The sequence below is a fragment of the Rhizobium sp. NFR03 genome, from assembly GCF_900111275.1.
Taxonomy (GTDB): Bacteria; Pseudomonadota; Alphaproteobacteria; order Rhizobiales; family Rhizobiaceae; genus Ferranicluibacter.
Genome location: NZ_FOGR01000014.1, coordinates 1 through 23,682, shown reverse-complemented (window position 1 = coordinate 23,682; position 23,682 = coordinate 1). Strand labels below are relative to the sequence as shown.

Below are 23,682 nucleotides of genomic sequence, written 5' to 3'. Positions count from 1 at the left end.
TGCCCTAAAGGGCCCGAAGCCACGGCGGACTTTTTTGCCCATCGTCGGCTGTGACATCACGCAGATCTTTGACTTCCATGATCATTTGCCTTCACGAGAGCCATTAGCATCGGCCCGAGCGAAAACTCGCCGCGCTCGGCGCGTCTGGTCAGATCGCGCAGATAGCCGCCGGCGGACGTTATGAAATTCGAGCGCTCGAGAATGCAAGCCATAGCAACTGCGGCGTTTTCTGGCCCCATCGCATTGCAGGCTTCCTCATAGGCTGACGGGCTGACACCTAACATCGAGCGGACTACTACAGCTGCGGTCATGAGCTCCCGCCAATGTGCAATGCCGCCACCCGGCCCATAGTCAGCAATCTGCGGGCAAGCTCGAAGAACCATTCCCAGCGGGAACGCCTTGATCTGTTCGAGCTTTGCCTTTGTTCCTCCAATGGTCACGCTCTTCACATGCGGTTTCTCCGACACCCTTTCGCCCTGCTCTTTTCCAGAGCTAGGTTCAAGTTCATTTATAGATTCGGTTTTTGAACTCTGTATGTGACGGTCATCTAGACTGGCATTGCCATGCATATTTTTAGTTTCTGCCTGCATTTCCAGAAGGTTGAGTACCTCCGTACGCAAGAGCTCCATCTCATCGAGTGTTGCTTCGACTTGGCTTCTGTCCGCATAGCGAGGATGCCGCCCGAGAATTCCAACAAATATCGTTTCGACATGCGCCCAATTGCCGGGAGCGCCTTCCTCAATCGCGGCTGTAATCAGCTTACGGACATCTCGGCGGCAGATCGTGAGTGCTTCTTTGGCCCGGCGAAAGCGCATACGCTCCGCGGCCACGTCCTGCGCCAGCAAGGCGAGCTCGGTGGCACGCGCAAGTAGCGGGCTCAGATCGAAGCCGTAAGCGTGTTCGATTTCACCAGCTCGATCGCGATGTGCGTAACGTTTGCCGTTGGGACTATCACGACGCTGTATAAGTCCCGCATCGACGAGCGCACCGAGCTGGCGGCGCAGTGTACTTTCTGTAATCCCATGGGCGCGGACGGACAGCTGCGCATTGGATGGAAATACAACAAGCCCGTTCTCGGCGTCTAGCTGCGGATTAGGGTAGAATGTCAGAAGGGCATCGAGAACGGCAAGCGCTCGATCTTGCAGGCCAAAGCGTTCCCTCGTTTCGCACACATCGCGAAATACTTTCCACTTTTCGACACGCGTGCCTGGTGCTGGTGCCGCGATCGCCAATTGCCGTTTCACCAAGGCAAGCGTCGTCGGCCGCCGCCCAAAGGGCGTCGTTACATGTCCCGTCTGCATTTTTCTCTCACCTTTCTTCAGGCAAAGGAAATCCGCTCACCAAATCGGTGCCAAGACTCTTGACTGTGATTCCGGGAAATGCGATTCTCAATCCTGCGAGAGATACGAGAGAGGCTTCCACGGTTTACCGTTTGGGGGCCTTTTTCTTTTGCGGTTTAGTCTCCGTTGTTTTCCTGCTTCGATCCTTTGTACTCATCGTACAAACGATCCATGTGGGCTGACAGCCACTCGCTGAAGGGCTTCGCTTCGACATTCGAAAGCTCGATCGCAACCTTCTTCGATTTGGCATTCATCACGAAATTCAGTGACGTATCGCTTGAAGTCCAATCCCTCCCGGACACACTGGCCTTGGGCTTCCTTGCAGACGATTTGGCCTTGTAGCGCTTCAGGTAGTCATGGAGCTCATCGAACCGCTTGTCTTCAGTTAGCTCAACGAAGCCTGCCGTTTCGACATGCTCCATGGCAACCTTCAGGAGGGCAGGAGCAAGAAGCAATTGACGGAGGCTAAGCCACCGGTCGCGCCCGATCTTCTTGGAGGCCCCGAGCACCTTGAGGATCGACGCCGGGACGGTCTCCACGACACCGAGCATTTTCGAAAGCATCGCCTCATCGATCGCGAGCGACGACCGAACCACATCCTTTGTCATTCCAGACGTAAGCAGGTTCTGTGCGAAGTATGCACGCTCTATGAACGACAGGTTGGAGCGTGCGGAATTTTCCTGCCCCTGGGCAATTGCGGACGTGATGTCATCAAGCTTCTTGACAACTGCCTTTACCGGAATTCCAAGCTCCTTAGCGACTTTGAGACGGCGGTGACCGAAGACGACCATGAAGCGTTGATTATCCGACGAACTGGGTCGAACCAGAATCGGTGTCGTCTGGCTGGACGATGCGATCGCCTGCTTGAGCTCTTGGTACTCCTCGCCATCGTCGGAAAGGCGATCGGCGACAAAGGAGACGTCAATTAACCGTGGATCCAGATCCACGATCACCTCGCCATCCATCAGCTTCTTTGTGTTCTCCGCGAGATCCTCGATGGACCGTACGACAGTCTTGGCTGCCCCAGTCATGCCGTAGCCAGGCTTTGTCGGTGTCTGGTTAGACGCGATGGAAGCCATGTCCAGTTTAGAAAAAGGATTTTCACGTGCCATAGCCGGCCTCCTCGCTCGCTCTCAACGTTGACAAGCAATTGATATGGTTTATCAAATCCCGCGAAAAAACGGCTGACAAGTATCTCATTTTCGCCCCCATGCGCCGTGGATTAGTTCCATGATTTCGCCGTTGGCTGCGTTCAGGCTTTCCATCGCCCGGTCATAGGTAGAACGGACGAAATCGCCTCGCTCTACCTCGTACAAAGTCTGCTTCTTTATCGAAGCATCAGAAATGGCTGTCGATTTGAGCACATGATTTCGCAACATTTGCTGGGCGAACATCGATTGCATAAACCCGACCATCTGCGCCTGCGGGATGTCCGTCGGCTCGAAGCGAGTTACGAGATACCGGAACCATTCGACGCGCATCTCGGCACCGGCCTCGGCGACCGGACCCATTATGCCGCCCAACATCATAAGGAACTGGCTCATCGACATGATATCCAGCATCTGGGGATGGATAGTGATCAAAATGCCTGTCGAAGCCATAAGCGCGGTGATCGTCAGGTATCCCAGCTGTGGCGGGCAATCGATAACGACCACGTCGTATTTGTCGTCCACCTGCTTCAGCGCATTGAAGATGCGCATGTAGAATAACCGACCGTCCTCTCCCTTCTTGGAGGAGATCGCCAAGGGCACATCATACTCGTATTCCTGCAGGACCAGATTTGCAGGAACCACATCAAGACCGGGAATGTTTGTCGGCTGGATAACCTCCGAGATGAATTTCCGCTCGTCGTCGAAACGAAGCGCTTCGTACAGCGACGCGGTATCATCAAGTTCGGGCTGGATTCCAAAGAGGGACGTCAGTGACGCCTGTGGATCGAGATCGACCGCCAGTACGCGATGACCGGTGAGGGCGAGATATTGTGCAAGGTGCGCAGCGGTCGTCGTCTTTCCGCTTCCGCCCTTGAAATTCACCACCGACACGACCTGCATAGGCTCGCCCTCACGGCGCCGGGGAACGTAGTATCGCTTGTCCGATTTTTTGTTGGATTCGAGATAGTCTCGAAGCTCTAACATCTGATCAGCTGTATAGTAGCGTCGGCCACCAACGGACTCAACCTCCGGCCCCTTGCCCTCCAAATGGATTTGCCGCAGATGGCTCTGGGTGACCCCTATGAAGTCGGCGACTTCTCCCAGCTGGAACTTGCGCAGTCCCTTCTTGGCGTCCGGGGGATATTGTTGGCTGCGGAGCATATGCAACGCATTTGAGATCTTCGCTCCCTGCTGGGCAATCTCGATATCAAATCTGTTGGGCTGCGGATCGCTCATTTTGCAAACTATATCCCGGAGGGCCTCATTTTCGAAAAAATGGCCACAAAGCCATCATTTGCGAAACTATCCCGCGATTCCCAACTCTGAGCAAGGGATTTAAGGTTAACAAGGAGTTAACGGATATTTCCCGATTCCATCTCCCAAGGCGAATCTGCGATCATTTACCGTGAGTTAGTCAGATTTACTCCCTTTCGCCTAGTCATTGCAAAATGCAGATTTGCACATGAATCTCCTCAGCCTGGCCCACCACACGCTCACTTTCTGAGAGCCGGACCAGCGACTCGCTAGAATCACCTGAGGTGCAGATCTGCACATAGGCACACGCTGAAGGAGATGATTTCTGTCCGCATGACCTTGTTCAAGCGGAGATCATCATGCGGATATTGACCATCGCGCCCGAAAAATACGAGCGCCATCGCGACTTCCTGAGACAAATGCACCGTCTTCGCGCGGCGGTATTCGGCGGACGTCTCGCCTGGGACGTCTCCATCGCCGCGGGAGAAGAGCGTGACCAGTACGATGAGTGCAGACCGACTTATCTTCTGGCAATTGCCGACGGTGGGAAGGTCGCAGGTTGCGTTCGTCTCCTTCCAGCTTCGGGTCCCACAATGCTGGAGCAGACCTTCCCCCAGCTTCTCGATGCAGGTTCGCTTCGCCCCCACGCGGGGATGGTCGAGAGTTCGCGCTTCTGCGTCGATACCTCACTTGTCTCGCAGAGGAAGGCTAGCCAACTGCATCTTGCGACGCTCACCTTGTTCGCCGGTATCATCGAATGGTCGATGGCGAACGGCTACAGCGAGATCGTCACGGCCACCGATCTCCGCTTCGAGCGCATCCTGAAGCGAGCGGGATGGCCGATGCAGCGTCTCGGCGAACCGGCTCCAATCGGTAACACCATCGCTATCGCCGGAAGCCTGCCGGCCGACCGTGGCAGCTTTGAGCAGGTTTGCCCACACGGTTACCATTCGACCCCGCAGATCGATGGGTCATTGCTCAGGAGCGCTGCGTGACCCAATCCCGCTCGCATCCTCGCCTCGTCCGCAAACTGCAGGACGCACTCGGCGACCAACTGTGCACTGCCCTCGATGACGCCACCGTCGTCGAGATCATGCTCAACCCCGACGGCCGCATTTTCATCGAGCGGCTTGGGCACGGCGTGGCACCGGCTGGCGCGATGAGCTCTGCTGCAGCCGAAGTTGTCATCGGCAGCGTTGCGCATGCGCTGCAGTCGGAGGCCGACGACGAGCGGCCAATCATCTCTGGCGAACTGCCGATTGGTGGACACCGCTTCGAGGGGCTGTTGCCGCCGGTGGTCTCCGGACCGGCATTCACCATTCGCCGTCGTGCCTCGCGTCTCATTCCACTGACAGAGTATGTGAAGTCGAAGGTGATGACGCAAGCACAAGCGTCCGCCATTCGAAGCGCGATCGATGCGCGGATGAACATCGTCATCTCAGGGGGCACGGGGTCGGGCAAGACCACACTCGCCAATGCCATCATCGCCGAGATCGTGGCGGCGGCCCCGGACGACCGAATGGTTATCCTCGAAGACACGGCAGAGATCCAATGCGCGGCCGAGAATGCCGTGTCGCTGCACACCAGCGACACCATCGACATGGCTCGTCTGCTGAAAAGCACGATGCGCTTGCGTCCCGACCGCATCATTCTAGGCGAGGTCCGCGACGGCGCGGCGCTAACACTGCTCAAGGCCTGGAACACCGGCCACCCCGGCGGCGTCACCACGATCCATTCCAACACGGCGACGTCAGCCTTGCGCCGGCTCGAGCAACTGACGGCGGAAGCCAGCCAGCAGCCGATGCAGGAGGTGATCGGCGAAGCCGTCGATCTCGTCGTCTCTATCGAGCGAACGGGGAAGGGGAGGCGGGTCCGTGAGGTGATCCACCTCGGAGGATACCGCAACGGCCGCTACCAGACCGAACATTATGCTCGAATCGATGAGGACAGCCATGTCGCGTAAACTCTCCATTCTTCTCACCGGCGCGACGCTTGTTGCCATTTCTATCGGCTTTACGGATTCTGCACTCGCATCCTCGGGCGGCGGCGGTCTTCCCTGGGAATCGCCGCTGCAACAGATCCAGCAATCAATCACGGGGCCAGTCGCAGGGTTCATCGCACTGGCCGCGGTCGCGATCGCCGGCGCCATGCTGATCTTCGGAGGCGAGCTGAATGATTTTGCGAGACGGCTTTGCTATGTCGCGCTGGTGGGCGGTGTGCTGCTTGGAGCCACCCAGATCGTCGCTCTCTTCGGTGCGACCGGAGCCTCGATCGGCGAGGGCCACGCACAGGCCGAGCAAGGTACTCCCGAACCGAAGGCGACGCCGCCCACAGTGGGGGAGGGGGCTCATGGCTGAGGCCGGCTCTTCTCTGGCACGCTCGCGTGTACACAGGGCGTTATCGCGTCCGAACCTGTTGATGGGCGCCGACCGCGAGCTTGTGCTGCTGACGGCGCTTGCCGCTATCATACTGATCTTCGTCGTCCTGACCTGGTATGCGGCACTGTTCGGCATCGCGGTCTGGCTGGTAGCCGTCGCGGCGCTGCGCATGATGGCCAAATCCGATCCACTGATGCGCCGAGTCTATCTCCGGCATATTTCCTACAAGAACTTTTACCGCGCGACGTCGTCGCCGTGGCGCAAGTTCTGAGGTGATTGGAGATGGTCGCCCTCAAATCATTCCGCCATTCCGGACCGTCATTCGCCGATCTGGTGCCTTATGCGGGACTCGTCGATAATGGGGTCATTCTGCTGAAAGACGGCTCCCTGATGGCCGGCTGGTATTTTGCCGGGCCGGATAGCGAGAGCTCGACCGACGCCGAGCGCAACGAGGTATCGCGACAGATCAATGCCATCCTGTCGCGGCTGGGCTCGGGATGGATGATCCAGGTCGAGGCGGTGCGAGTGCCGACTGGCGATTATCCCACAGAGGCTGAATCCCACTTTCCTGATCCGGTCACGCGCGCCATCGACGACGAGCGGCGGGCGCACTTTCAGACGGAAAGGGGGCATTTCGAGAGCCGGCATGCTCTGATCCTGACCTGGCGGCCGCCGGAGCCGAGGCGCTCCGGCCTGACGCGGTATATCTATTCCGACGCGGCGAGCCGCTCGGCCTCCTATGCCGACAAGGCACTCGAGAGTTTCCTGACCTCGATCCGGGAGGTCGAGCAGTATCTCGCCAATGTCTTGTCGATCCGTCGGATGATGACGCGGGAAACCTCGGAGCGCGGCGGCTACCGCGTCGGGCGCTACGACGAGCTGTTCCAGTTCATTCGCTTCTGCGTGACCGGAGAGAACCATCCGGTTCGCCTGCCAGACATCCCGATGTATCTCGACTGGCTGGTGACGGCCGAGTTGCAGCATGGCTTGACCCCAATGGTCGAGAACCGCTTTCTCGGTGTGGTGGCAATCGACGGCCTGCCGGCGGAAAGCTGGCCGGGCATTCTCAACACGCTCGACCGGATGCCGCTCACGTATCGCTGGTCGTCCCGCTTCGTCTTTCTCGATACTGAGGAAGCACGGGCAAGGCTCGAACGCACCCGCAAGAAGTGGCAGCAGAAGGTGCGGCCGTTCTTCGATCAGCTTTTCCAAACCCAGAGCCGCGCGGTCGATCAGGACGCCATGCTGATGGTGGCGGAGACAGAGCACGCCATCGCCGAAGCGTCGTCGCAGCTCGTCGCCTATGGCTATTACACGCCGGTCATCGTCATCTTCGAAGCAGATGCGATCCAGCTCCAGGAAAAATGCGAAGCGATCCGCCGCCTGATCCAGGCCGAAGGTTTTGGCGCACGCATCGAGACGTTGAATGCCACGGACGCTTTCCTCGGCAGCCTGCCTGGAGTTTCCTACGCCAATATCCGCGAGCCGCTGATCAACACTCGCAATCTCGCCGATCTTATCCCGCTGAACTCCGTCTGGTCCGGAAGTCCGACCGCGCCTTGCCCATTTTATCCGCCGGCCTCGCCGCCCTTGATGCAGGTGGCATCCGGTTCGACGCCGTTTCGACTGAACCTGCATGTCGATGATGTTGGACATACTCTGATTTTCGGCCCAACCGGATCGGGCAAGTCGACGCTGCTGGCTCTGATTGCCGCGCAATTCCGCCGATATGCAGGCGCGCAGGTGTTCGCCTTCGACAAGGGCGGCTCGATGCTGCCGCTGACGCTCGGTCTCAACGGCGATCACTACCAGATCGGCGGCGATATCGGCCCGTCGCCTGGTGGTGAGGTGAAGGCGCTTGCATTTTGCCCGCTCGCTGAACTGTCGACTGATGGCGACCGCGCCTGGGCCTCCGAGTGGATCGAGATGCTGGTGGCGCTGCAAGGTGTGACCATCACTCCGGACTATCGCAACGCTATCTCCAGGCAGCTGGCGCTGATGTCAGAATCCCGCGGTCGCTCGCTGTCGGACTTCGTTTCGGGCGTGCAGATGCGCGAGATCAAGGACGCGCTGCACCACTACACCGTCGACGGCCCGATGGGCCAGTTGCTCGACGCCGAAGAGGACAGTCTGGCGCTTGGCGCGTTCCAGTGCTTCGAGATCGAGGAACTGATGAACATGGGCGAGCGCAATCTCGTCCCCGTTCTCACCTACCTGTTTCGTCGCATCGAGAAACGCCTGACCGGCGCGCCTAGCCTAATCATCCTCGACGAGGCCTGGCTGATGCTCGGTCATCCAGTGTTTCGCGACAAGATCCGCGAATGGCTGAAGGTGCTGAGAAAGGCCAACTGTGCTGTTGTGCTCGCCACCCAGTCAATCTCGGATGCGGAGCGCTCCGGCATCATGGATGTCCTGAAGGAAAGCTGCCCGACGAAAATCTGCCTGCCGAACGGGGCGGCACGCGAACCGCGCACGCGCGAGTTCTATGAGCGCATCGGCTTCAACGAGCGGCAGATCGAGATCGTCGCAACCGCCATTCCCAAGCGCGAATATTACGTCGTCTCACCGGAGGGCCGAAGGCTCTTCAACATGGCGCTTGGTCCGGTCGCGCTCTCGTTTTTCGGGGCGACCGGCAAGGAAGACCTCAAGCGCATTCGAACCCTTCATTCCGAACACGGGGCCGCATGGCCTCGTCCTTGGCTCCAGCAAAGGGGGATCGCCCATGCCGAGACACTTTTCCCGGCCGAATAGCATCGCGCGCGCAACTGCCATAGCGGCCATCATTCTCCCCGTCGTGTTTCCGGCTTCAGTTCAGGCCGGCGGCGTGACGGGCCAGGCGACCGAATGGACCCAGATCGCCAACAATACCGAACTGATCTCGCTGGTCGGCAAGTCGGCCGAGCAGGTCAACAACCAGATTACCCAGATCTCGCAGCTTGCCGAGCAGATCCAGAACCAGATCAACATCTACAACAACATGCTGCAGAACACGGCGCAATTGCCAAACCACATCTGGGGCCAGGTCGAGAGCGACCTCAAGACCCTTCAGAACGTCGTGGCGCAAGGCCAAGGCGTCGCCTTCTCAATGGGCAATATCGACGACGTGCTCAATCAGCGTTTCCAGAGCTTTGCCGAGATGAAAAGCAACCTGCCCGACGGTGCGGGCTTCTCGTCCACCTATCAGAACTGGTCCGACACCAACCGCGACACGATCGCCGGTTCCCTGAAGGCCGCAAACCTGACGGCCGACCAGTTCTCGAGCGAGGAGAGCACGATGTCGTCGCTACGCTCCATGTCGGAATCGGCCGACGGGCAGATGAAGGCGCTGCAGGTCGGACACCAGATCGCCGCCCAGCAAGTCGCGCAGATGCAAAAGCTGCGGGGCCTCGTCTCCCAACAGATGACGATGATGGGCACCTGGTTCCAGTCTGAACAGGCGCAAAAGGATCTCGCCCAGGCGCGCCGGGAACAGTTCTTCAGCGGAAGCGAGCATGACATCCGCGGCGGGCAGACGATGGAGCCCCGCTGGTGAGCCCGCGCCTTGTCATTATCCTTGCCGTCGTGGGGATCATCGCGTCCGGCGTCGTCGTCGCCAGGTGGGCGTTCCAGCCGTCTGCGGCACACCTGTCCGGAGCGGGCGAAGCGTCACCGCAAGCTGCATCCGACGACGACCGCCGTGCTCACCGGGAAAAGTTCTTTGGTGGAAATGCCGAGCGCGACATTCGCGGCGGCCAGGAGATGGAGCCGAGATGGTGATCGTTCCTCGTTTCCAAAAGCCCAACCTTGCCTTAGTCGCGATCGGCATGGTCCTGATCGCGAGCACGTCGGCTCTGGCGCAGCAGGGTCAAGTGCTGACCACGCTGGAGAACTCCGTCGTAGCGGCGGCCAAGGGCTGGGAAACGACGGTCATGAATGCGGCGCGGTCTTTGTTCTGGATCCTCGCCGGCATCGAGGTCGGCATCGCCGCTGTATGGTTGGCGATCAATGCTGCCTCGCTCGACAGCTGGTTTGCCGAGTTGGTGAAACGCATCATGTTTATCGGATTGTTCGCCTTCATTCTCAATGAGGGCCCCGCATTTGCAAAAGCCGTGGTCGATAGCCTCTACCAAATCGGCGCCGGCGGTGGCTCGGCCTCGCCGGCCAATATTTTTGACGCCGGCATTCGTGTCGCGACCAAGATGTCGGAACAGGCGAAGTTTGGCCTCTTCGAGGATAACTCCCTAGCGATCGCCGCCGTCTTCGCCATGGTCGTGGTCGTCGTCTGCTTCTCGCTCGTTGCCGCCATCTTCGTCTCGGTCATGGTGGAGATGTATGTCGGCCTCCTCGCGGGCATGATCATGCTCGGGTTGGGCGGCACGTCCTACACCAAGGATTTCGCCATCAAATATCTGGTCTACGCTTTCTCGGTCGGCTTGAAGCTGATGGCGCTGGTGATGATCGCCAAGATCGGCTCCGACATCCTGCTGGGCCTGGCCGAGGCACCAACCGCATCCTCGGAGCAGTTCATCACGACGCTCGCGATCGCCGGCATATCGGTCGTGGTCTTCGTCATCGCCATGTATGTACCGCCGATCCTTCAAGGCGTGGTCCAGGGTGCCTCCGTTTCCGGCGGTATGGAATCGATCCGTCACGGTGGACAGGCCGCATCCTTTGCGGCCGGCGCAGGCTTTCTGGCGACGGCAGCAGCAAGCCGAGGTTTTCAGGCAGCAGGCGCGGCAAGGGCAGGCGGAGCATCCCTTGGCAGTGCCGCCATGCGCGGCATGGAGGCCGGCATCGGTGGTGCTGCGGGCGCTGTCGGCTCAGCCGCGAAGGACAAGGCAGTCGGATCACCCGGCGCCTATGCCGGATCGCTGCTGGGGCTTGCCAATGCCAAACTCGACCAGCAATCGGGTCGGACCGCATCGCCTCCACCACCGCCACTTAACGAGACCAAATAACTGGAGGCCGATCAGCCATGGCCGGACACAATCCGCTCGATAATCCCGATCTTGCCAATCCGTATATCGCCGCCCGCAACGAATGGAACGAGCGTTATGGCTCCTACGTCAGATCCGCTGCCGCTTGGCGTATCGTCGGCATTGCCGGCATGACCATGGCCGTGATCGGCTTTGGCTACGCGCTGTATCAAAGCGCGCAGGTCAAGCTCGTTCCCTATATCGTCGAGGTCGACAAGCTCGGCACATCAGTCAATGCCGGCTTCCCGCAGCAGATCGAGTATGCCGATCCTCGTGTGGTGCGTGCGACCCTCGGCAGCTTCGTCTCGAACTTTCGCAGTGTGACGCCGGATGCGGTCGTGCAGAAGCAGTATATCGACCGAACCTATGGGCTGCTCAGGACATCCGATCCGGCGACCGAAAAGGTCAATGCCTGGTTTCGCTCCAACTCACCGTTCGAGAAAGCGAAGAATTCGACGGTGGCCATCGAGGTAAACAACATCGTCGCGCTGTCGAACCAGAGCTACCAGGTGGACTGGACCGAATTCGAGCGCGACCGGCGCGGCAAGGAAACCGCCGTCCGCCGCTTCCGCGGAATTGCCACGGTGACACTCACCCCACCACAGGACGAGGGCGTCATCCGCCTGAACCCCATCGGCCTCTATCTCCGCGACTTCGAGTGGACTGCACAGCTTTGAAAGGCATGGCCCGAACATGATCATCCCACGCAAAAGAACACGGGCCACGCTGACAAGCGCTCTCGCCTCGGCGACGTTGGCGTATTCACTGGTCGTTCCTGTCCATGCTTTTGCTGCCGATGGCGTCACCGCCAACGAAGCAAAAGGCATGGGGATTTCCACACAGTGGCGCGGCTCGCGCGGTCTGGTCACCAAGGGCGCCGACGGCAAGGTGATCTTCCTTTACGGCGAGGTGCAGCCATCCGTCGTCTGCTCGCCGCTGCAGGTTTGCGATATCGAACTGCAAGGCGGCGAGGTGGTCAGAGACGTGCTGGTCGGTGACACCGTACGCTGGAAGGTCGAGCCGGCGACTTCAGGGGCTGCTGGCGGTCAAGCGATCCATCTGATCGTCAAGCCGTCGGAGCCAGGTCTTGTGACCTCGATGGTGGTGACGACGTCGCGGCGCACCTACCACATCCAGCTCAAATCGCATTCGACTCAATATATGGCTCGTGTCGGTTTCGAATATGCGGAGGATGTCTCGGCAAAGCTTGCCGACGTCAATGCCCGGATCGAGGCGACCACCATCCCAGGCGCAGGCGTCCCCGCCGAGCAGCTGAACTTTTCCTATTCCGTCTCGGGCAACGCCGGCTGGCGGCCGACACGGGTCTATTCCGATGGGCTCAAGACTTACATCCAGTTTCCGCGCTCCATCTCCGGTCAGGACGCTCCGGTTCTATTCGTCACATCCGGTGGGCAAAACCGGATCGTCAACTACCGGATGAAGGGCGACGTGATGGTCGTCGATTACCATGTCGATCGCGCGGTGCTCGTGTCGGGGGTCGGCTGGAAACAGGAAAAGATCACCATCAAGCGGGGAGGGCGGTAATGAACATCCCTCTCTCCCATTCGCGCGCCTTGCAACGCCTCCGCAATTTTGCCGCAGCCTGCGCCCTAGCCGCCCTTCTTTCCGGGTGCCAGTCGATAGGGACTGACAGTGTCGTGGCCAGCAGCGCGCCGCCGGAAATCTCCGGTCCTGCGGCCAGCGCAATCGCCGGCGATATGGTGAGCCGCCTTGCCGAACAGATTAGGCCGGGAAAGGCGACCGTTGCGCTCAAGACGGATACTTCGCCCTTCGGACAGGCGATGGAAGCGGCGCTGAAGGGATGGGGTTATGCCGTCGTCACCGATCAGAAGATCGATAGCGGCGCAACCGTCATCCCGCTGGCCTATGTGATCCTGGCCATAGATGGTCAGGTGCTGGCGTGTCTTTCGACAAACAGCGTTGAACTCGGACGTGCATACACGGTCACAGCCAACGGCGCGACGCCAGCAAGCGCCCTGTCGCTCATGCGGCGCGGATAAGGGAGGATCCAATGGTGCAATCCCTCAATCTTGGCGGCGCGCAGAATAGCCAGGCGCAATCCGGCATCAAGCGGATCAACCGCCTGCCGATTATCGTCATTATCGTCTTGGCGCTCGCGTTCCTTGGCGTCATCTTCTACGGGCTTGCATCCCGCGGACTGTACTTCGGCAAGGACACCGGCCCGGAAACAAGTTCGGGCAATCCGGCCTCAACCTATGCCGACCAGATCAAACGGGGCGTTACCGACGGTATTATCGGCGAACCGCAGCAGCAGACCACCTTCCAACCGACGCCGGTCGAGACCAAGCAGGTAGAAGAAAAGACGAACAATCCCTTCACGCCGCAGCCGGGGCAACGCGAGGTGCAGCAGCGCGGTCAGGACCTCGAAGCGGAAGCGGTCTGGCGGGCTCGTCTTCAGCGAGAACAACAGGAACAGCTTCTCCGTGAGCAGCAGCGCCAGCGGATGGCCCGCCTGCAGGCAAACAACGCTGCCTATGATGCGCCGCTTGCCATCGATCGCGGCAAATTGGACGGGCGTGCTGAAACGCATGATGCGACCGCAGACACGGCGGCAAGAGCCGCAACGACTTCAGCGAACACGGCAAGTGGTCCCGATCTCTATGCGGTCGCGTTGCGCGCCGGGCTCAGTGGTCAAAACGTTGATCCCAATACCCAAGGCGCCAAGGAGGACTTTTTTAACGCCGATCTGAAAGAGCTTGGCTACCTGCCGAACCGTGTCGTGCCTCAACAATCGCCCTTCGAACTGAAGCGCGGTTCGGTGATTCCGGCAACTCTGATCACGGGCATCAATTCCGATCTTCCGGGCCGGATCACCGCCCAGGTGAGCCAGAGCGTTTACGACAGCGCCACCGGGCATCGTCTGCTGATCCCGCAAGGTACGAAACTGTTCGGTCGCTATGACAGCAAGGTGTCCTTCGGACAGAAACGCGTTCTCGTCGTGTGGACCGACATCATTTTCCCTGATGGATCTACACTGCAAATCGGCGGAATGTCGGGGACGGACGCGCAAGGGTATGGCGGTTTCGACGACAAGGTGAACAACCATTATTTGAAAACGTTCGGCTCGGCCGTGCTGATTGCCCTGATCGGAACAGGGATCGACATGGCCGTCCCGGAAAGCTCGACGCTTGCGACCCAGGACACGGCCTCGGATGCGACGCGGCGGAATTTCGCAGAGACGTTTGGGCGGGTTGCCGACCGGACTATCCAGCGGAATATGGATGTTCAGCCAACCCTCGAAATTCGCCCGGGCTACAGGTTCAATGTCCTTGTCGATCAGGACATTATTTTCCCGGGTCAGTATCGAAACTGACCGCAATCGCGTCGATAGGAAAATATTCGACTTACCGCCTTCCAATTGTTGCCTGTATTTTTCTGGCGAAGGTGTAGATGATCTGATTGTCCGCTGCAGTAGCAAGCTGACACTCATCCGGCCCTCTGGGATGAACCGTGGTCGTCTAAGCTACACCACGTCGTGGGACACGATCGCACCGTCAACCAATAGCTTCACGACGCATGATGCATCTGCTTGATCGATATGGCCGCGTGAGCGGATAAGAGTCGAGGTTGTCAAACTCGATCGCGTCGAACCCTTTATCGGCGCAAACGTCGACGAAGCTCCTATTAGTGAAATGGTTACGAATCCTCTGTTTCGCGACTACACCATTCCGCTCTCCGGGATCGATCGTGTCTCGTGCTATCGTGCCGGGGCGTAACGCCAAACATCTGCTTATACTCTCGACTGAACTGCGAGGCGCTGGCATAGCCGCTGTCAAACGCAATCGTTGTGATCGTGTCGCCTTGCGTGACAACACGCTCGCGAGCGGCGAGAAGTCGGATATGGCGTTGGTAGGCCAAGGGGCTTTTCCCAGTAATCGATCGAAAATTTCTGTGAAGCGATGTCACACTCATCCCAACCCGTGACGCCAGATCGCTGACACGCATCGGTTCGTAGCAATGGTTGCGGATCCATTCTGCTGCGGCTCGGACCTGGTCAAAGCGCCTGTGGCCTTTCGCTGCCATATGCAGCGTAGATCTCATAGGTCCCTTTGCCAGACGATAGACAAGTTCACGGCCCAGCAAAGGGGCCATAACCTCGATGTCGGAGGGTGAGCGCGAGAGGGCAAGCAAGCGAGCAACTGGATCGACAACGTCACGGTCAGCTCGACCAGATGAGAAAGCCGAACCGTCAACATCGTAGAAATTCGGACAGGCAAGCAGGATTTCGGCGACCATCGCCTGATCCAGAGTGAACGCGACACCCAGGTAGGGTTTCTCCAGCGAGGCCTCGATCACCTCCGTTTGGAATGGAAGGCCGAGCGATGACATTGCATAGTCCCCTGGGCGTATGACAATGTCCTGCCTCGCGATGACCATACGTTTTGCGCCTTGAAGGAGCAGATAGAAACGCGGTTCGAAAAGCGCCGGCACTAAGCCAGCCGGCTGGCATCCGCTGTAGATTGTTAAACCTGGAATGGCGCTTTGCGTGGATAAGCAGACGCAATTCAGGTTCGCGATACTCCTTGCATCGGCAGTCATCTGTTCGCTTATCATCGTTACCTCCCTCAAATGTATTGATAACGAAATGGAAGGATCAGGCAAGTCTCTGGCAGGATCGCTGAAGCCGCTGGGCAATTTCCAGCACATTCTAGAATGCAGATGCATGCTGAAATGTAGGAGACGAGAGACATGGCTCGGCAGACAGCCCTTATCACAGGTGCCAATAAAGGCATCGGTTTCGCCATCGCGCGGCAACTCGCAGAAAGAGGATTTTCAGTATGGCTTGGATGCCGCGATGAGAAGCGCGGCGAATTGGCTGCGCAGATGCTGCGTGATCTTGGTCATGACGCACAATCCATCGTGTTGGATGTTGTGGATGACGAGAGCGTTCGAGCTGCGGCTGAGAAAATTGGAAGAACGGTTGCATCTCTCGACGTTCTTGTGAACAACGCCGGTATGCACTTTGGTTATCCGCCACCGGCAAGCGAGGAGCCGATTGAACAGATGCGCGCTATGCTAGACGTTAACGCGCTCGGTCCTGTGCGTATCACACAAGCGTTCTTGCCGCTTTTGCGCAAAGCTCAAAGTGCGCGTATCGTTATGATGTCGAGTGGCCTGGGCTCAATCGATGGGACTGCCGACATGACCAGTGAGAACTGGACGGTCGGGTTTGCGGGCTACTGCGCGTCTAAGGCAGCGCTCAATATGTTCATGCTGAAGTTTGCGAAGGATCTCATGAACGAGGGCATCAAGGTGAATGCTGCCGATCCGGGGCTGACAGCCACCGATCTCACGGGACACATGGGTGAGCGGACACCGGCTCAGGCGGCGGCGATTGCAGTTCAGCTCGCTACGTTAGATGCTCTCGGCCCGACGGGCGGTTTTTTCCACGATGGCACCTCATCCACGCTGGTGCGCCACCGATGGTAGGAAGGTTGCAGGCCCGATTGATGACATTCTCAACGGTCGTTCGGTCTGGGCAATAGCTAGCGGCCAGCGGACGCTTTACCCTGCTCAAAACAATGCAGCCGCCGACGGCCAGATGGAATCCAAGCCATGTCTTCCACGTCAATTCGCTGGCATCGGATAGCTTGCAAGGTCAGGCGACTTCGGCTGGTTGGAAAGGAACTTCGATGCGAAGAAGTCGCGAATGGTCGGCTTGCTGGCGACGTTGAGCGTGCTGTGAAGCAGATGGATTCCGAGACGGCTGCGGGGATGCATCAGACGTGTTCCAATCTTGGGAACGCCTTGACCATCTTCAATCATGGGCCTTAACGCCTGTTCATAGGAAGAGAGCGCCTCTGCCGTATCGCGATTGAGTTCTAGTTCACCGGCCAGCACGCATGCGCCTGTCAGAGACAGTGTCGCACCAATGCCTGCCAGCGGGGTGGCGCACCAAGCAGCGTCGCCGGTAAGGACAACACGTCCTTTCGACCAGCTTTTCATTCGAACTTGCCGTAGTACGTCGAAATAGAAGTCTTCTGTCTCTTCCATCCCGGCGATGATGCGGTCGGCTTGCCAGCCTGCGTCCAAAAAGCGGTTACGCATATAGGCCTTCTGTCGTGCTTGATCCCATTTCTGCTCGCCATTGGCGACTTCTTGAATGGCAAAGTTTGCACGGGTGGTGCCGTGTGTGTCGGGTCGAAGCGAAATGCTACGACCACCTGGTGCATTGTACCAACGCCATAGCCGATCATCCTGCGGCGAACGCGGGATAGTGAAATAGGCAATCGTAAGGTCCATCCAGCGAGGATCGTTTTCTCCTTTGAACACCAGTTCGCGGGTTGCAGACCCGACACCCTCAGCGATGACCACCAGATCGAAAGATTCAGTCTCACCGTTGGAAAACGTCACCGCAGCACTGTCAGCACCATCCTCGACATTCTCGATTGTCATGCCAAAACGATATTTGACATGTGCGCTGGCGGACTCGTACAGCAGCTTTGCAAGATCCCCGCGCAGGATCTCCAGCTCTGCCGTTGGCCCATCACTTTCCAGTTCCTTATTGGCAAATTCGGCGGCGATGCTGTTGTCGGAGTTTACCCAAGCGGTCCCTTCCTCGCCGGTCCCGCGTTCAAGCGCCTCACTGTCCAGACCCATTCGCTTCAAAACGTCTCGGCCGACGCCGCGCACATCGATGTTTTGCCCACCGTCTCGAAATTCGGCGGCACTTTCAATGACCGTTACGTCATGGCCGTAGCGGCCGAGCCACCAAGCAGCAGCGTTACCGGCGACGCTGGCGCCGGAGATAAGAATACGTCGGGACATGGATAGATCTCCTTTGCCCCAGAAACATCAGACGTGATGTATTTGTTCCGTGTCAGCGCTCGAAATTTTCAATTAGTCGCTGAAATAGCTGGACCATCATCGCTGCTTCTTGCGACGAAAAGCCTGCGGTTCCTTTCGCATTGGCGGCAAGAAGCGCATCGCGTCCACGCGCAGCGGCGTCGTGGCCCTCACGTGTCAGTTCCACCATAGCGGCTCTTCCATCGGTCACTGAAGGCGAGCGCTGAACCATGTTCATGGCTTCTAATTTATCGAGAAGTGCGACCATCGCGGGTTGTTTAACCGCCGATGACCGCACCAGATCGCGCTGCAACATTGGTCCCTTCCACGACAAAAGCATGATAGGACCAATGAGCGAAAGCGAGAGCCCGTGCGGTCGAAGATCCGCATCCACCAACCGGTTGAAGACCCGAGCGGCATGATTTGCTAGATAGCCCGGTGCAACTGCCGCCTCCGGATGAATTTGGTGCTCGTGTTTTGGCATAAAACTCTACTATGCCAAAAACGAGCCGGTAGCCAGCGCACTTCTCAGGAAGGCCCGTCCTTCAAACCGGCTCGGATAGGGCGCGACGGCTACTTTGCCATTGCGATAACTGCTTCATATTCAAAACGGTTGCGAATTCGTCAGAGAGACACGAACGTCGTTCTCAACAGCGTCTCTTGGACAGATCGGCCATCACCGCAAGAGAGATGATCCCGATGCCAAGTGCTGTTTGCCAATGTACGGAATTGTAGGGCAACGCGCTTTGTATGGCGAAGGCGAAGACAGGTATCATGGCGAATAGAACGGTGACTGTGTGCGTGTCGGTGCGCTTGATGCCGATTTGGTTAAGGTAGAGAGGCAGGATCACGCCCAAAGCGGCGATAGCGACGCCGACTAAAATAATTGTCCAACTCCAATGAACGGTCGCCAGATCATAAGTCCCGTGAGCCATCGCCAGGGAAAGGGGTACGATTAGATAGAACCGATGCGCCAGGACCGTGCCGGACCTCCAACCGCGATCGAGTAGCGTCCTGGACGACAGGGTGACGATCACCACGCCGCACCCCGTCACGACGCTCGCCAGCACCCCCAACCAACGCAAAGCGACTGCTGCCTCGGTCAGGGGACCACTATGCGTCGCGGCAACCGCTAGCACCGTTCCACCCACAAGGACGCCGAGGCAAACCGCAAGTCGGCGAAAGCTGGGAACTGATCCGGTCATAGCAGTGCCGATCAGCGTTGCAGCAAGCGGCCCCACGCCGACGTTGATCGCGCTGGCTGCCGCCGACTCTATGAGCTGCAAGGCGTAAAAGAACGGCACGAAGGTTAAAACCGTGCCAATGTTGAGCACCAGAAGCGGCTTCCATGCTGCAAGACGTACGCCCCGTCCCGAAAGCGCGAGAAACAGGATGGCTGCGGCGAGGAAGCAATAGGCAACGAATGCCGGTGAAGGAATGGCAGCTAGGAACGTGCTGTAGGCCACCTGACCAAAGGCTTGCAGGACGGCGGACAGCAGGATCGCTGCCCGCCCGCTTAGTTGAGCGCGTGGTAACATTACCGCACCGTCTAAAGTGATGGCTCGGTGAACACCTTGGTAAGGAAGCCGACGATCTGCTTGAACGCGAGCTGGCGTGTGGGCTCCATCAGAAGCATGTGCGTGCTGTCCGCGATCTCGTTATAGACGCGCTCGCTGGTGCCCGTCAGACGGTCGAACAGGTCGAGCGCCATGTCCCGGCGCACGTCCACGTCCAGGGTCCCGCGCAGGATCAGCGTCGGCGCGGTGATTGTGGACGGATCGTAGAGGGGCTTTCCGGCGGTCCAATGTTCACGCACGTCAGCTACTGCGCCGCTGGGCGCGCGAATGAACCCGTGAGGTGCCTGCGGGTCGGTCGCCTCCGTTACCGCCTCCCACCGGTCGAACCATCCGTCCGGCAGGAACGTGGCGCGACGATCCTCGGGAACGGGGGCAAGCCACGCCTGCCGATAGGCGGCCACCTCGACATTGCGATGCGTAGCGATCGGGGCACCGGAATCGAAGCGCAGCGGTGTCGCCGACAGCCAGAGCGGAGCGGCCAGCACCAGCGCATCAAGCGGAGCCTGGCGGCTCGCGTAAAGTCCGGCAATGGACGCACCCCACGACATGCCGAACAACCCGAGACGGACAGGTCCGTGGTTGGTTCGGATATGGTCGAGGGCCGTTGCGACATCGTCAACGGCCTCAACCGCTCGCACCAGGGGCTCCTCAGTGCCGGGATCTTCAGCCATCCGCTGTGGCCGGGTCGAGCCGCCATAACCCCGCACGTCGAGCGCCCAGGCGTCGATCCCCGCCAACGCCAGGGCGTCCATCAGCGATTGGCCGCCGACGTCTACGTCGAACAGGCTGACGGAGGGAAACGTGGCCCCGTGCACGAGAAGAATGGAACCGATCACGTCGCGGTTGGCCGGTGCCTTGTTGCGCAGGAACAGCTCGATCCCATCGGTCTTGCCGGGAATCAGCGTATCGGTTCTTGTGACACCAACGTGGTGTGCCGTCTGCGGCTGCTGGCTCATGCGACATCTCCTTCGACAAAGGTCCAAACAAAGGCGTCACCGTCGCGCGTCACGCGGCCCGCCGAACTCTCCGCGAAATGCGTCGTGAACACTGTAGCGCCGGTGTCAGCAGCCCAGGCCAACGCCTTCCGCCGGGCCGTCACCGCAGCGTCCGGGAACTCGCAGTAGATGGAGTTCCATTCAGTGGCCTTCACCTGGACAGGGTGGTGGAGGACATCACCCCAGAACAGTGCGTGGTGTCCTTTCGAGTTTAGCAAGATCGCGGCGTGGTCGATGCTGTGCCCGGGCAGGGCATGGTAGCTGAAGCCCGGCAACACCTCGCCATCGCCCACCTTGACACGCTCGAGCAAACCGACCGAGGACAACGGCGCGATGCTGTCGGTATAAATGCCAGCGGCCGGAAGATGGCTCATGCGGCCCAAATCAGCGACTTGCTGCAAGGCGTTCACCTTGGCTTCGTCGTCCGCATCCACGGCCGCGCCGTAGTCCAGTTCCACGCCGGAAGCAAGGTAGCGGGCATGGGGGAAGGTCGGGACCCAAGCGCCGTCCTGGAGGCGTGTGTTCCAACCAACGTGATCGACGTGAATGTGAGTCATTAGCACGGCATTCACATCGTCCGGCTGGATACCGGCCTGCGCCAGCCGCTCAAGGTAGGGCTCGTTCAACAGGTGGAGCGGGGGTATCGTGGGGCGCTGCTTGTCGTTGCCCGTCGCCGTATCAATTAGGACCGTCAGCCCACCGATCTCGACAAGCCAAGTGTGGATGCTCTGCCGCAGCGTGCCTGTGGCTGGGTCAAAGGAGCCGGCCGAAAAAGGCCTTGCGCCGATACGAACCTGTTCGGGATCGACACCGGGGTAGAGAAAGGCTGGGTCAACACCGGTGAGATCGAGTTCGCTTATACGGGTGATTCTGGCGTCACCCACCTGAAAATGTCGCATTGCGGCTCCTTGCTGTTACCTTGGCGAAGGTACGCCGAATAACATTCATCAATCAAATCGATGGAAACAATGTAGCCTATCGACAGCTTCGATTTACGCTGATTTTTATAACTATTTCAATGGCGTTCGACGCGCTCATATGCGAGCGGTCGGTCACCAAGGCGGCGAAGCGCGTGAGGTAGGCCAGCCCTCCATGGGGCCATTTACTGGCGACGCTAAGCGTTCTTCTGCGAGACGAACTGCTGGTGCTCGTTGGCCATAGCGTGAGCCCACACCCCATTCGCTTCCGCTTCACGAATGGGTCGCCCAAGCTGAACGTGCGATTGAGAAACGCATGTTCCGGCTCGGCTTTGCAAGTGACTTGGAGCTGACGCTGATGCCACAACTGATTGCTGTGCTTCGATCCGAAGCACCGGGCGTGCGAGTGGTCGGTCATTTGGCCGATCCACGCGACGTTGAGAACGCCCTAGATGAGGGACGGCTAGACCTGGCGCTCGGCTGCTTCAACCCTCGTGGCAACCGGCTTCTCATCCGGATCATATATCAGCAGGAACTACGCTGCGTCTGGCCCCCGGACCAGCTTCCGATCAAACCACCGCTCACGCGATCGCACCACCTGAGCGCTTCCCATGTCGCGGACGGCCCGTCGAAGATCGCACTGGATCTTCAGCTTTTTGTATGATCCGAGCATTTTTGCGAAGTCTATTCTATCACCGCCTGAACCAGACCTGCTACCTGCGAACGAATCCATTCTGTGGCAGGCTCACGATCTAGGTGGGCTGACCATACCATAGCGATAGGACTTACCGTAAGTTCAAGCGGCACAGGGCTCTCGGCTAATCCGAACAATGAGGCGTACCGTTTGACAATTCGTGTCGGTAGCGTAGCAAGAAGCGGCGCGACTTTTGCAGTAGACAGAACGGTGAGAAACTCGGGCGCTGCCATCGCTACGTTCAACCGAACGCCGATTTTATCAAGGGCCTCGTCTAAGCATCCTTCAATGGCATCTTTTTGCGACACCATAACGTGTTCGGCTCTCAGATACGCATCTCGGCTGATTGGGCCCCGAATTGGAAGGAGATTTTCATTGTAGCAACACGTCAATGATTGTTCGAACAACTTTCGGTGACGGTGGCGACTGTTTCCTTTCCCGTAGCAGCCGACGCCGAGATCAACGACGCCCTCGTCCAGCAAACGATGGACCTGCTCGGGAGAAACTGCGCGAGCAAGTAGTTTAACCCCCGGTGCTTCCTTCCGTAACTTAGCAGTGAGCTCTGGCATCAAGATTACCTCGAGCTCACTCGAAAACCCAATGCGAAATATCCGCGACTCCTTCGACGGATCGAAGCTTTCCGAGATAATCAGTGCATTGTGCGCCTGCGCAAGAATTTGCTGGATGGTCGGGGCGAGAGCATGCGCCCTCGGTGTGGGCTGCATCACCTGACCTACTCGGACAAACAGCTCATCCTGAAATAATGCTCTTAGAGTTGATAGATTGTGGCTCATTGCAGGCTGTTGGATCTTTAGTCGCCCAGCAGCTTGCGTCACGCTCCTGTCGCGCATCAGAGCGTCAAAAACGACAAGAAGATTAAGGTCGAAAGACCACAAATTGAAATGATCAATGGCGACTATATCGTTCATCGATTTGATTATTAGCCTGCCTTGTTCTTAAAGTCTAGGACTCTTGCGGCAGCCGAGTTTCCATCAAAACAAGGTCATCATGACTCATCAAGGCGAGTCCATCAAATCGGCGACGTGCAACAAAAGGTCACGGAACAGCCACTTCGCGACGGCCCCCAAAGTTATCTGAACCGTCGGCGACGACAGAGGATCTCAACGGTCTTCAGGCTCATCTAAGTTCCGGTTGAGGCTCGCGTTGCTACGGGTCGCGAGCCAAAAAGCTTTTTAGTTTGGTGTCTTTAAGATCGCGAATGCCACCATGTTCCATAATAAAGGTTATGCATCCTAGAGTTGTAGCGGCTATTTAGTAATGCGACAGTCGGGCCAGTTAGAGATGCGACAGCCTCGCCTCTTGATGCACTGGTCAAAGCCAACGTCGGGAGCAAGGATGACGACTTCGAGCTTGGTCGAGACCATGAGCGGTTGGAGTCGTCATGTCCTGTTTGATCACCATGTCGCAGAAAGAATTGCATCGCCTCGAAGTCATTCAGAAGATCCGTGACGACCGCCTGAGCGTCGTCCAGGCTGCCGAGCAGCTTGATCTCAGTCGAAGTCAGGTCCATCGGCTTTTGCAGGCCTATGACCTTTATGGTGCAGCTGGTCTTGTTTCAAAGAAGCGATCTCG

25 protein-coding genes are annotated in these 23,682 nt (G+C 58.5%); 15 read left to right on the top strand and 10 right to left on the bottom strand.

All coding sequences use genetic code 11. From position 1 onward, the window contains the following. Nucleotides 1–56: 56 nt before the first annotated feature. The 3 genes from repC to repA form a co-directional block, all read right to left on the bottom strand. Entirely contained in the window at nt 57–1,301 is a 1,245-nt protein-coding gene (repC, locus tag BSG19_RS24055) for a plasmid replication protein RepC (protein ID WP_092990548.1), read from the bottom strand. A gap of 155 nt (nt 1,302–1,456) precedes the next feature. Continuing rightward, nucleotides 1,457–2,452, bottom strand: a complete 996-nt coding sequence (gene repB / locus BSG19_RS24050; RefSeq protein WP_092990547.1) for a plasmid partitioning protein RepB — start codon at nt 2,450–2,452, stop codon at nt 1,457–1,459. Between the two features lie 84 nt (nt 2,453–2,536). Next, the gene (gene repA, locus BSG19_RS24045; protein ID WP_092990546.1) at nt 2,537–3,727 is read right to left on the bottom strand and encodes a plasmid partitioning protein RepA; all 1,191 of its coding nucleotides are present in this window, start codon (nt 3,725–3,727) and stop codon (nt 2,537–2,539) included. Between the two features lie 377 nt (nt 3,728–4,104). On the opposite strand from repA, the gene BSG19_RS24040 reads away from it, so the two are divergent. From BSG19_RS24040 to trbI, 12 genes are read left to right on the top strand one after another with little or no spacing between them, the layout of a single operon-like run. After that, nucleotides 4,105–4,740: an acyl-homoserine-lactone synthase gene (locus tag BSG19_RS24040; protein ID WP_092990545.1), complete on the top strand. Its 636-nt coding sequence runs from the start codon at nt 4,105–4,107 to the stop codon at nt 4,738–4,740. Further along, entirely contained in the window at nt 4,737–5,708 is a 972-nt protein-coding gene (gene trbB / locus BSG19_RS24035; RefSeq protein WP_092990544.1) for a P-type conjugative transfer ATPase TrbB, read from the top strand. The genes BSG19_RS24040 and trbB overlap by 4 nt, the downstream gene beginning before the upstream one ends. After that, nucleotides 5,698–6,102 carry a conjugal transfer pilin TrbC gene (trbC, locus tag BSG19_RS24030; protein WP_092990543.1) on the top strand — a complete coding sequence of 135 codons (405 nt, stop codon included), beginning with the start codon at nt 5,698–5,700 and terminating at the stop codon, nt 6,100–6,102. Before trbB ends, trbC begins: the two co-directional genes overlap by 11 nt. Beyond that, nucleotides 6,095–6,394, top strand: a complete 300-nt coding sequence (locus tag BSG19_RS24025; protein WP_092990542.1) for a conjugal transfer protein TrbD — start codon at nt 6,095–6,097, stop codon at nt 6,392–6,394. The genes trbC and BSG19_RS24025 overlap by 8 nt, the downstream gene beginning before the upstream one ends. 11 nt (nt 6,395–6,405) lie before the next feature. After that, nucleotides 6,406–8,874 carry a conjugal transfer protein TrbE gene (locus BSG19_RS24020; protein WP_092990541.1) on the top strand — a complete coding sequence of 823 codons (2,469 nt, stop codon included), beginning with the start codon at nt 6,406–6,408 and terminating at the stop codon, nt 8,872–8,874. Further along, nucleotides 8,846–9,655, top strand: coding sequence for a P-type conjugative transfer protein TrbJ (gene trbJ, locus BSG19_RS24015; RefSeq protein WP_092990540.1), 810 nt, complete (start codon nt 8,846–8,848; stop codon nt 9,653–9,655). Before BSG19_RS24020 ends, trbJ begins: the two co-directional genes overlap by 29 nt. Next, nucleotides 9,652–9,879, top strand: a complete 228-nt coding sequence (trbK, locus tag BSG19_RS24010; protein ID WP_092990539.1) for an entry exclusion protein TrbK — start codon at nt 9,652–9,654, stop codon at nt 9,877–9,879. Before trbJ ends, trbK begins: the two co-directional genes overlap by 4 nt. Further along, nucleotides 9,873–11,060 carry a P-type conjugative transfer protein TrbL gene (trbL, locus tag BSG19_RS24005; RefSeq protein ID WP_092990538.1) on the top strand — a complete coding sequence of 396 codons (1,188 nt, stop codon included), beginning with the start codon at nt 9,873–9,875 and terminating at the stop codon, nt 11,058–11,060. Before trbK ends, trbL begins: the two co-directional genes overlap by 7 nt. Before the next feature lie 17 nt (nt 11,061–11,077). Continuing rightward, the gene (locus tag BSG19_RS24000; protein ID WP_092990537.1) at nt 11,078–11,755 is read left to right on the top strand and encodes a conjugal transfer protein TrbF; all 678 of its coding nucleotides are present in this window, start codon (nt 11,078–11,080) and stop codon (nt 11,753–11,755) included. 16 nt (nt 11,756–11,771) lie between these two features. After that, nucleotides 11,772–12,623: a P-type conjugative transfer protein TrbG gene (gene trbG, locus BSG19_RS23995; RefSeq protein ID WP_092990536.1), complete on the top strand. Its 852-nt coding sequence runs from the start codon at nt 11,772–11,774 to the stop codon at nt 12,621–12,623. Next, complete coding sequence (gene trbH / locus BSG19_RS23990; RefSeq protein WP_092990535.1) at nt 12,623–13,099, top strand: conjugal transfer protein TrbH; 477 nt, start codon at nt 12,623–12,625, stop codon at nt 13,097–13,099. Before trbG ends, trbH begins: the two co-directional genes overlap by 1 nt. Nucleotides 13,100–13,110: 11 nt before the next feature. Beyond that, nucleotides 13,111–14,433, top strand: coding sequence for an IncP-type conjugal transfer protein TrbI (gene trbI / locus BSG19_RS23985; RefSeq protein ID WP_092990534.1), 1,323 nt, complete (start codon nt 13,111–13,113; stop codon nt 14,431–14,433). A 323-nt stretch (nt 14,434–14,756) separates the two neighbouring features. Here the strand turns inward: trbI and BSG19_RS23980 are convergent, their stop codons facing one another. After that, the gene (locus tag BSG19_RS23980) at nt 14,757–15,674 is read right to left on the bottom strand and encodes an AraC family transcriptional regulator (RefSeq protein WP_170866094.1); all 918 of its coding nucleotides are present in this window, start codon (nt 15,672–15,674) and stop codon (nt 14,757–14,759) included. A 135-nt stretch (nt 15,675–15,809) separates the two neighbouring features. Here BSG19_RS23980 and BSG19_RS23975 point away from each other — a divergent pair, with 135 nt between their 5' ends. Next, complete coding sequence (locus BSG19_RS23975; protein WP_092990532.1) at nt 15,810–16,550, top strand: SDR family oxidoreductase; 741 nt, start codon at nt 15,810–15,812, stop codon at nt 16,548–16,550. A gap of 138 nt (nt 16,551–16,688) precedes the next feature. Here BSG19_RS23975 and BSG19_RS23970 read toward each other — a convergent pair whose 3' ends face one another. The 5 genes from BSG19_RS23970 to BSG19_RS23950 all read right to left on the bottom strand — a co-directional run bounded on the left by BSG19_RS23970 (nt 16,689) and on the right by BSG19_RS23950 (nt 21,377). Then, nucleotides 16,689–17,888 (bottom strand): FAD-dependent monooxygenase, encoded by a 1,200-nt coding sequence (locus tag BSG19_RS23970; RefSeq protein ID WP_092990531.1) that lies wholly within the window; start codon nt 17,886–17,888, stop codon nt 16,689–16,691. A 52-nt stretch (nt 17,889–17,940) separates the two neighbouring features. Next, the gene (locus BSG19_RS23965) at nt 17,941–18,390 is read right to left on the bottom strand and encodes a MarR family winged helix-turn-helix transcriptional regulator (protein ID WP_092990530.1); all 450 of its coding nucleotides are present in this window, start codon (nt 18,388–18,390) and stop codon (nt 17,941–17,943) included. Nucleotides 18,391–18,553: 163 nt separating this feature from the next. Continuing rightward, on the bottom strand, nt 18,554–19,444 hold the full coding sequence (locus tag BSG19_RS23960; protein ID WP_092990529.1) for an EamA family transporter: 891 nt from the start codon (nt 19,442–19,444) through the stop codon (nt 18,554–18,556). Between the two features lie 11 nt (nt 19,445–19,455). Continuing rightward, nucleotides 19,456–20,439, bottom strand: coding sequence for an alpha/beta hydrolase (locus tag BSG19_RS23955; RefSeq protein WP_092990528.1), 984 nt, complete (start codon nt 20,437–20,439; stop codon nt 19,456–19,458). Next, nucleotides 20,436–21,377 (bottom strand): MBL fold metallo-hydrolase, encoded by a 942-nt coding sequence (locus BSG19_RS23950; protein ID WP_092990527.1) that lies wholly within the window; start codon nt 21,375–21,377, stop codon nt 20,436–20,438. The genes BSG19_RS23955 and BSG19_RS23950 overlap by 4 nt, the downstream gene beginning before the upstream one ends. A gap of 334 nt (nt 21,378–21,711) precedes the next feature. Between BSG19_RS23950 and BSG19_RS23940 the strand changes: the two genes are divergently transcribed. Continuing rightward, nucleotides 21,712–22,059 carry a LysR substrate-binding domain-containing protein gene (locus BSG19_RS23940; RefSeq protein WP_092990525.1) on the top strand — a complete coding sequence of 116 codons (348 nt, stop codon included), beginning with the start codon at nt 21,712–21,714 and terminating at the stop codon, nt 22,057–22,059. 20 nt (nt 22,060–22,079) lie between these two features. Here BSG19_RS23940 and BSG19_RS23935 read toward each other — a convergent pair whose 3' ends face one another. Further along, on the bottom strand, nt 22,080–23,018 hold the full coding sequence (locus BSG19_RS23935; protein ID WP_092990524.1) for a LysR family transcriptional regulator: 939 nt from the start codon (nt 23,016–23,018) through the stop codon (nt 22,080–22,082). A gap of 473 nt (nt 23,019–23,491) precedes the next feature. Here BSG19_RS23935 and BSG19_RS23930 point away from each other — a divergent pair. Continuing rightward, the coding region (locus BSG19_RS23930) for a helix-turn-helix domain-containing protein (RefSeq protein ID WP_139274820.1) at nt 23,492–23,682 on the top strand (191 nt) is incomplete at its 3' end.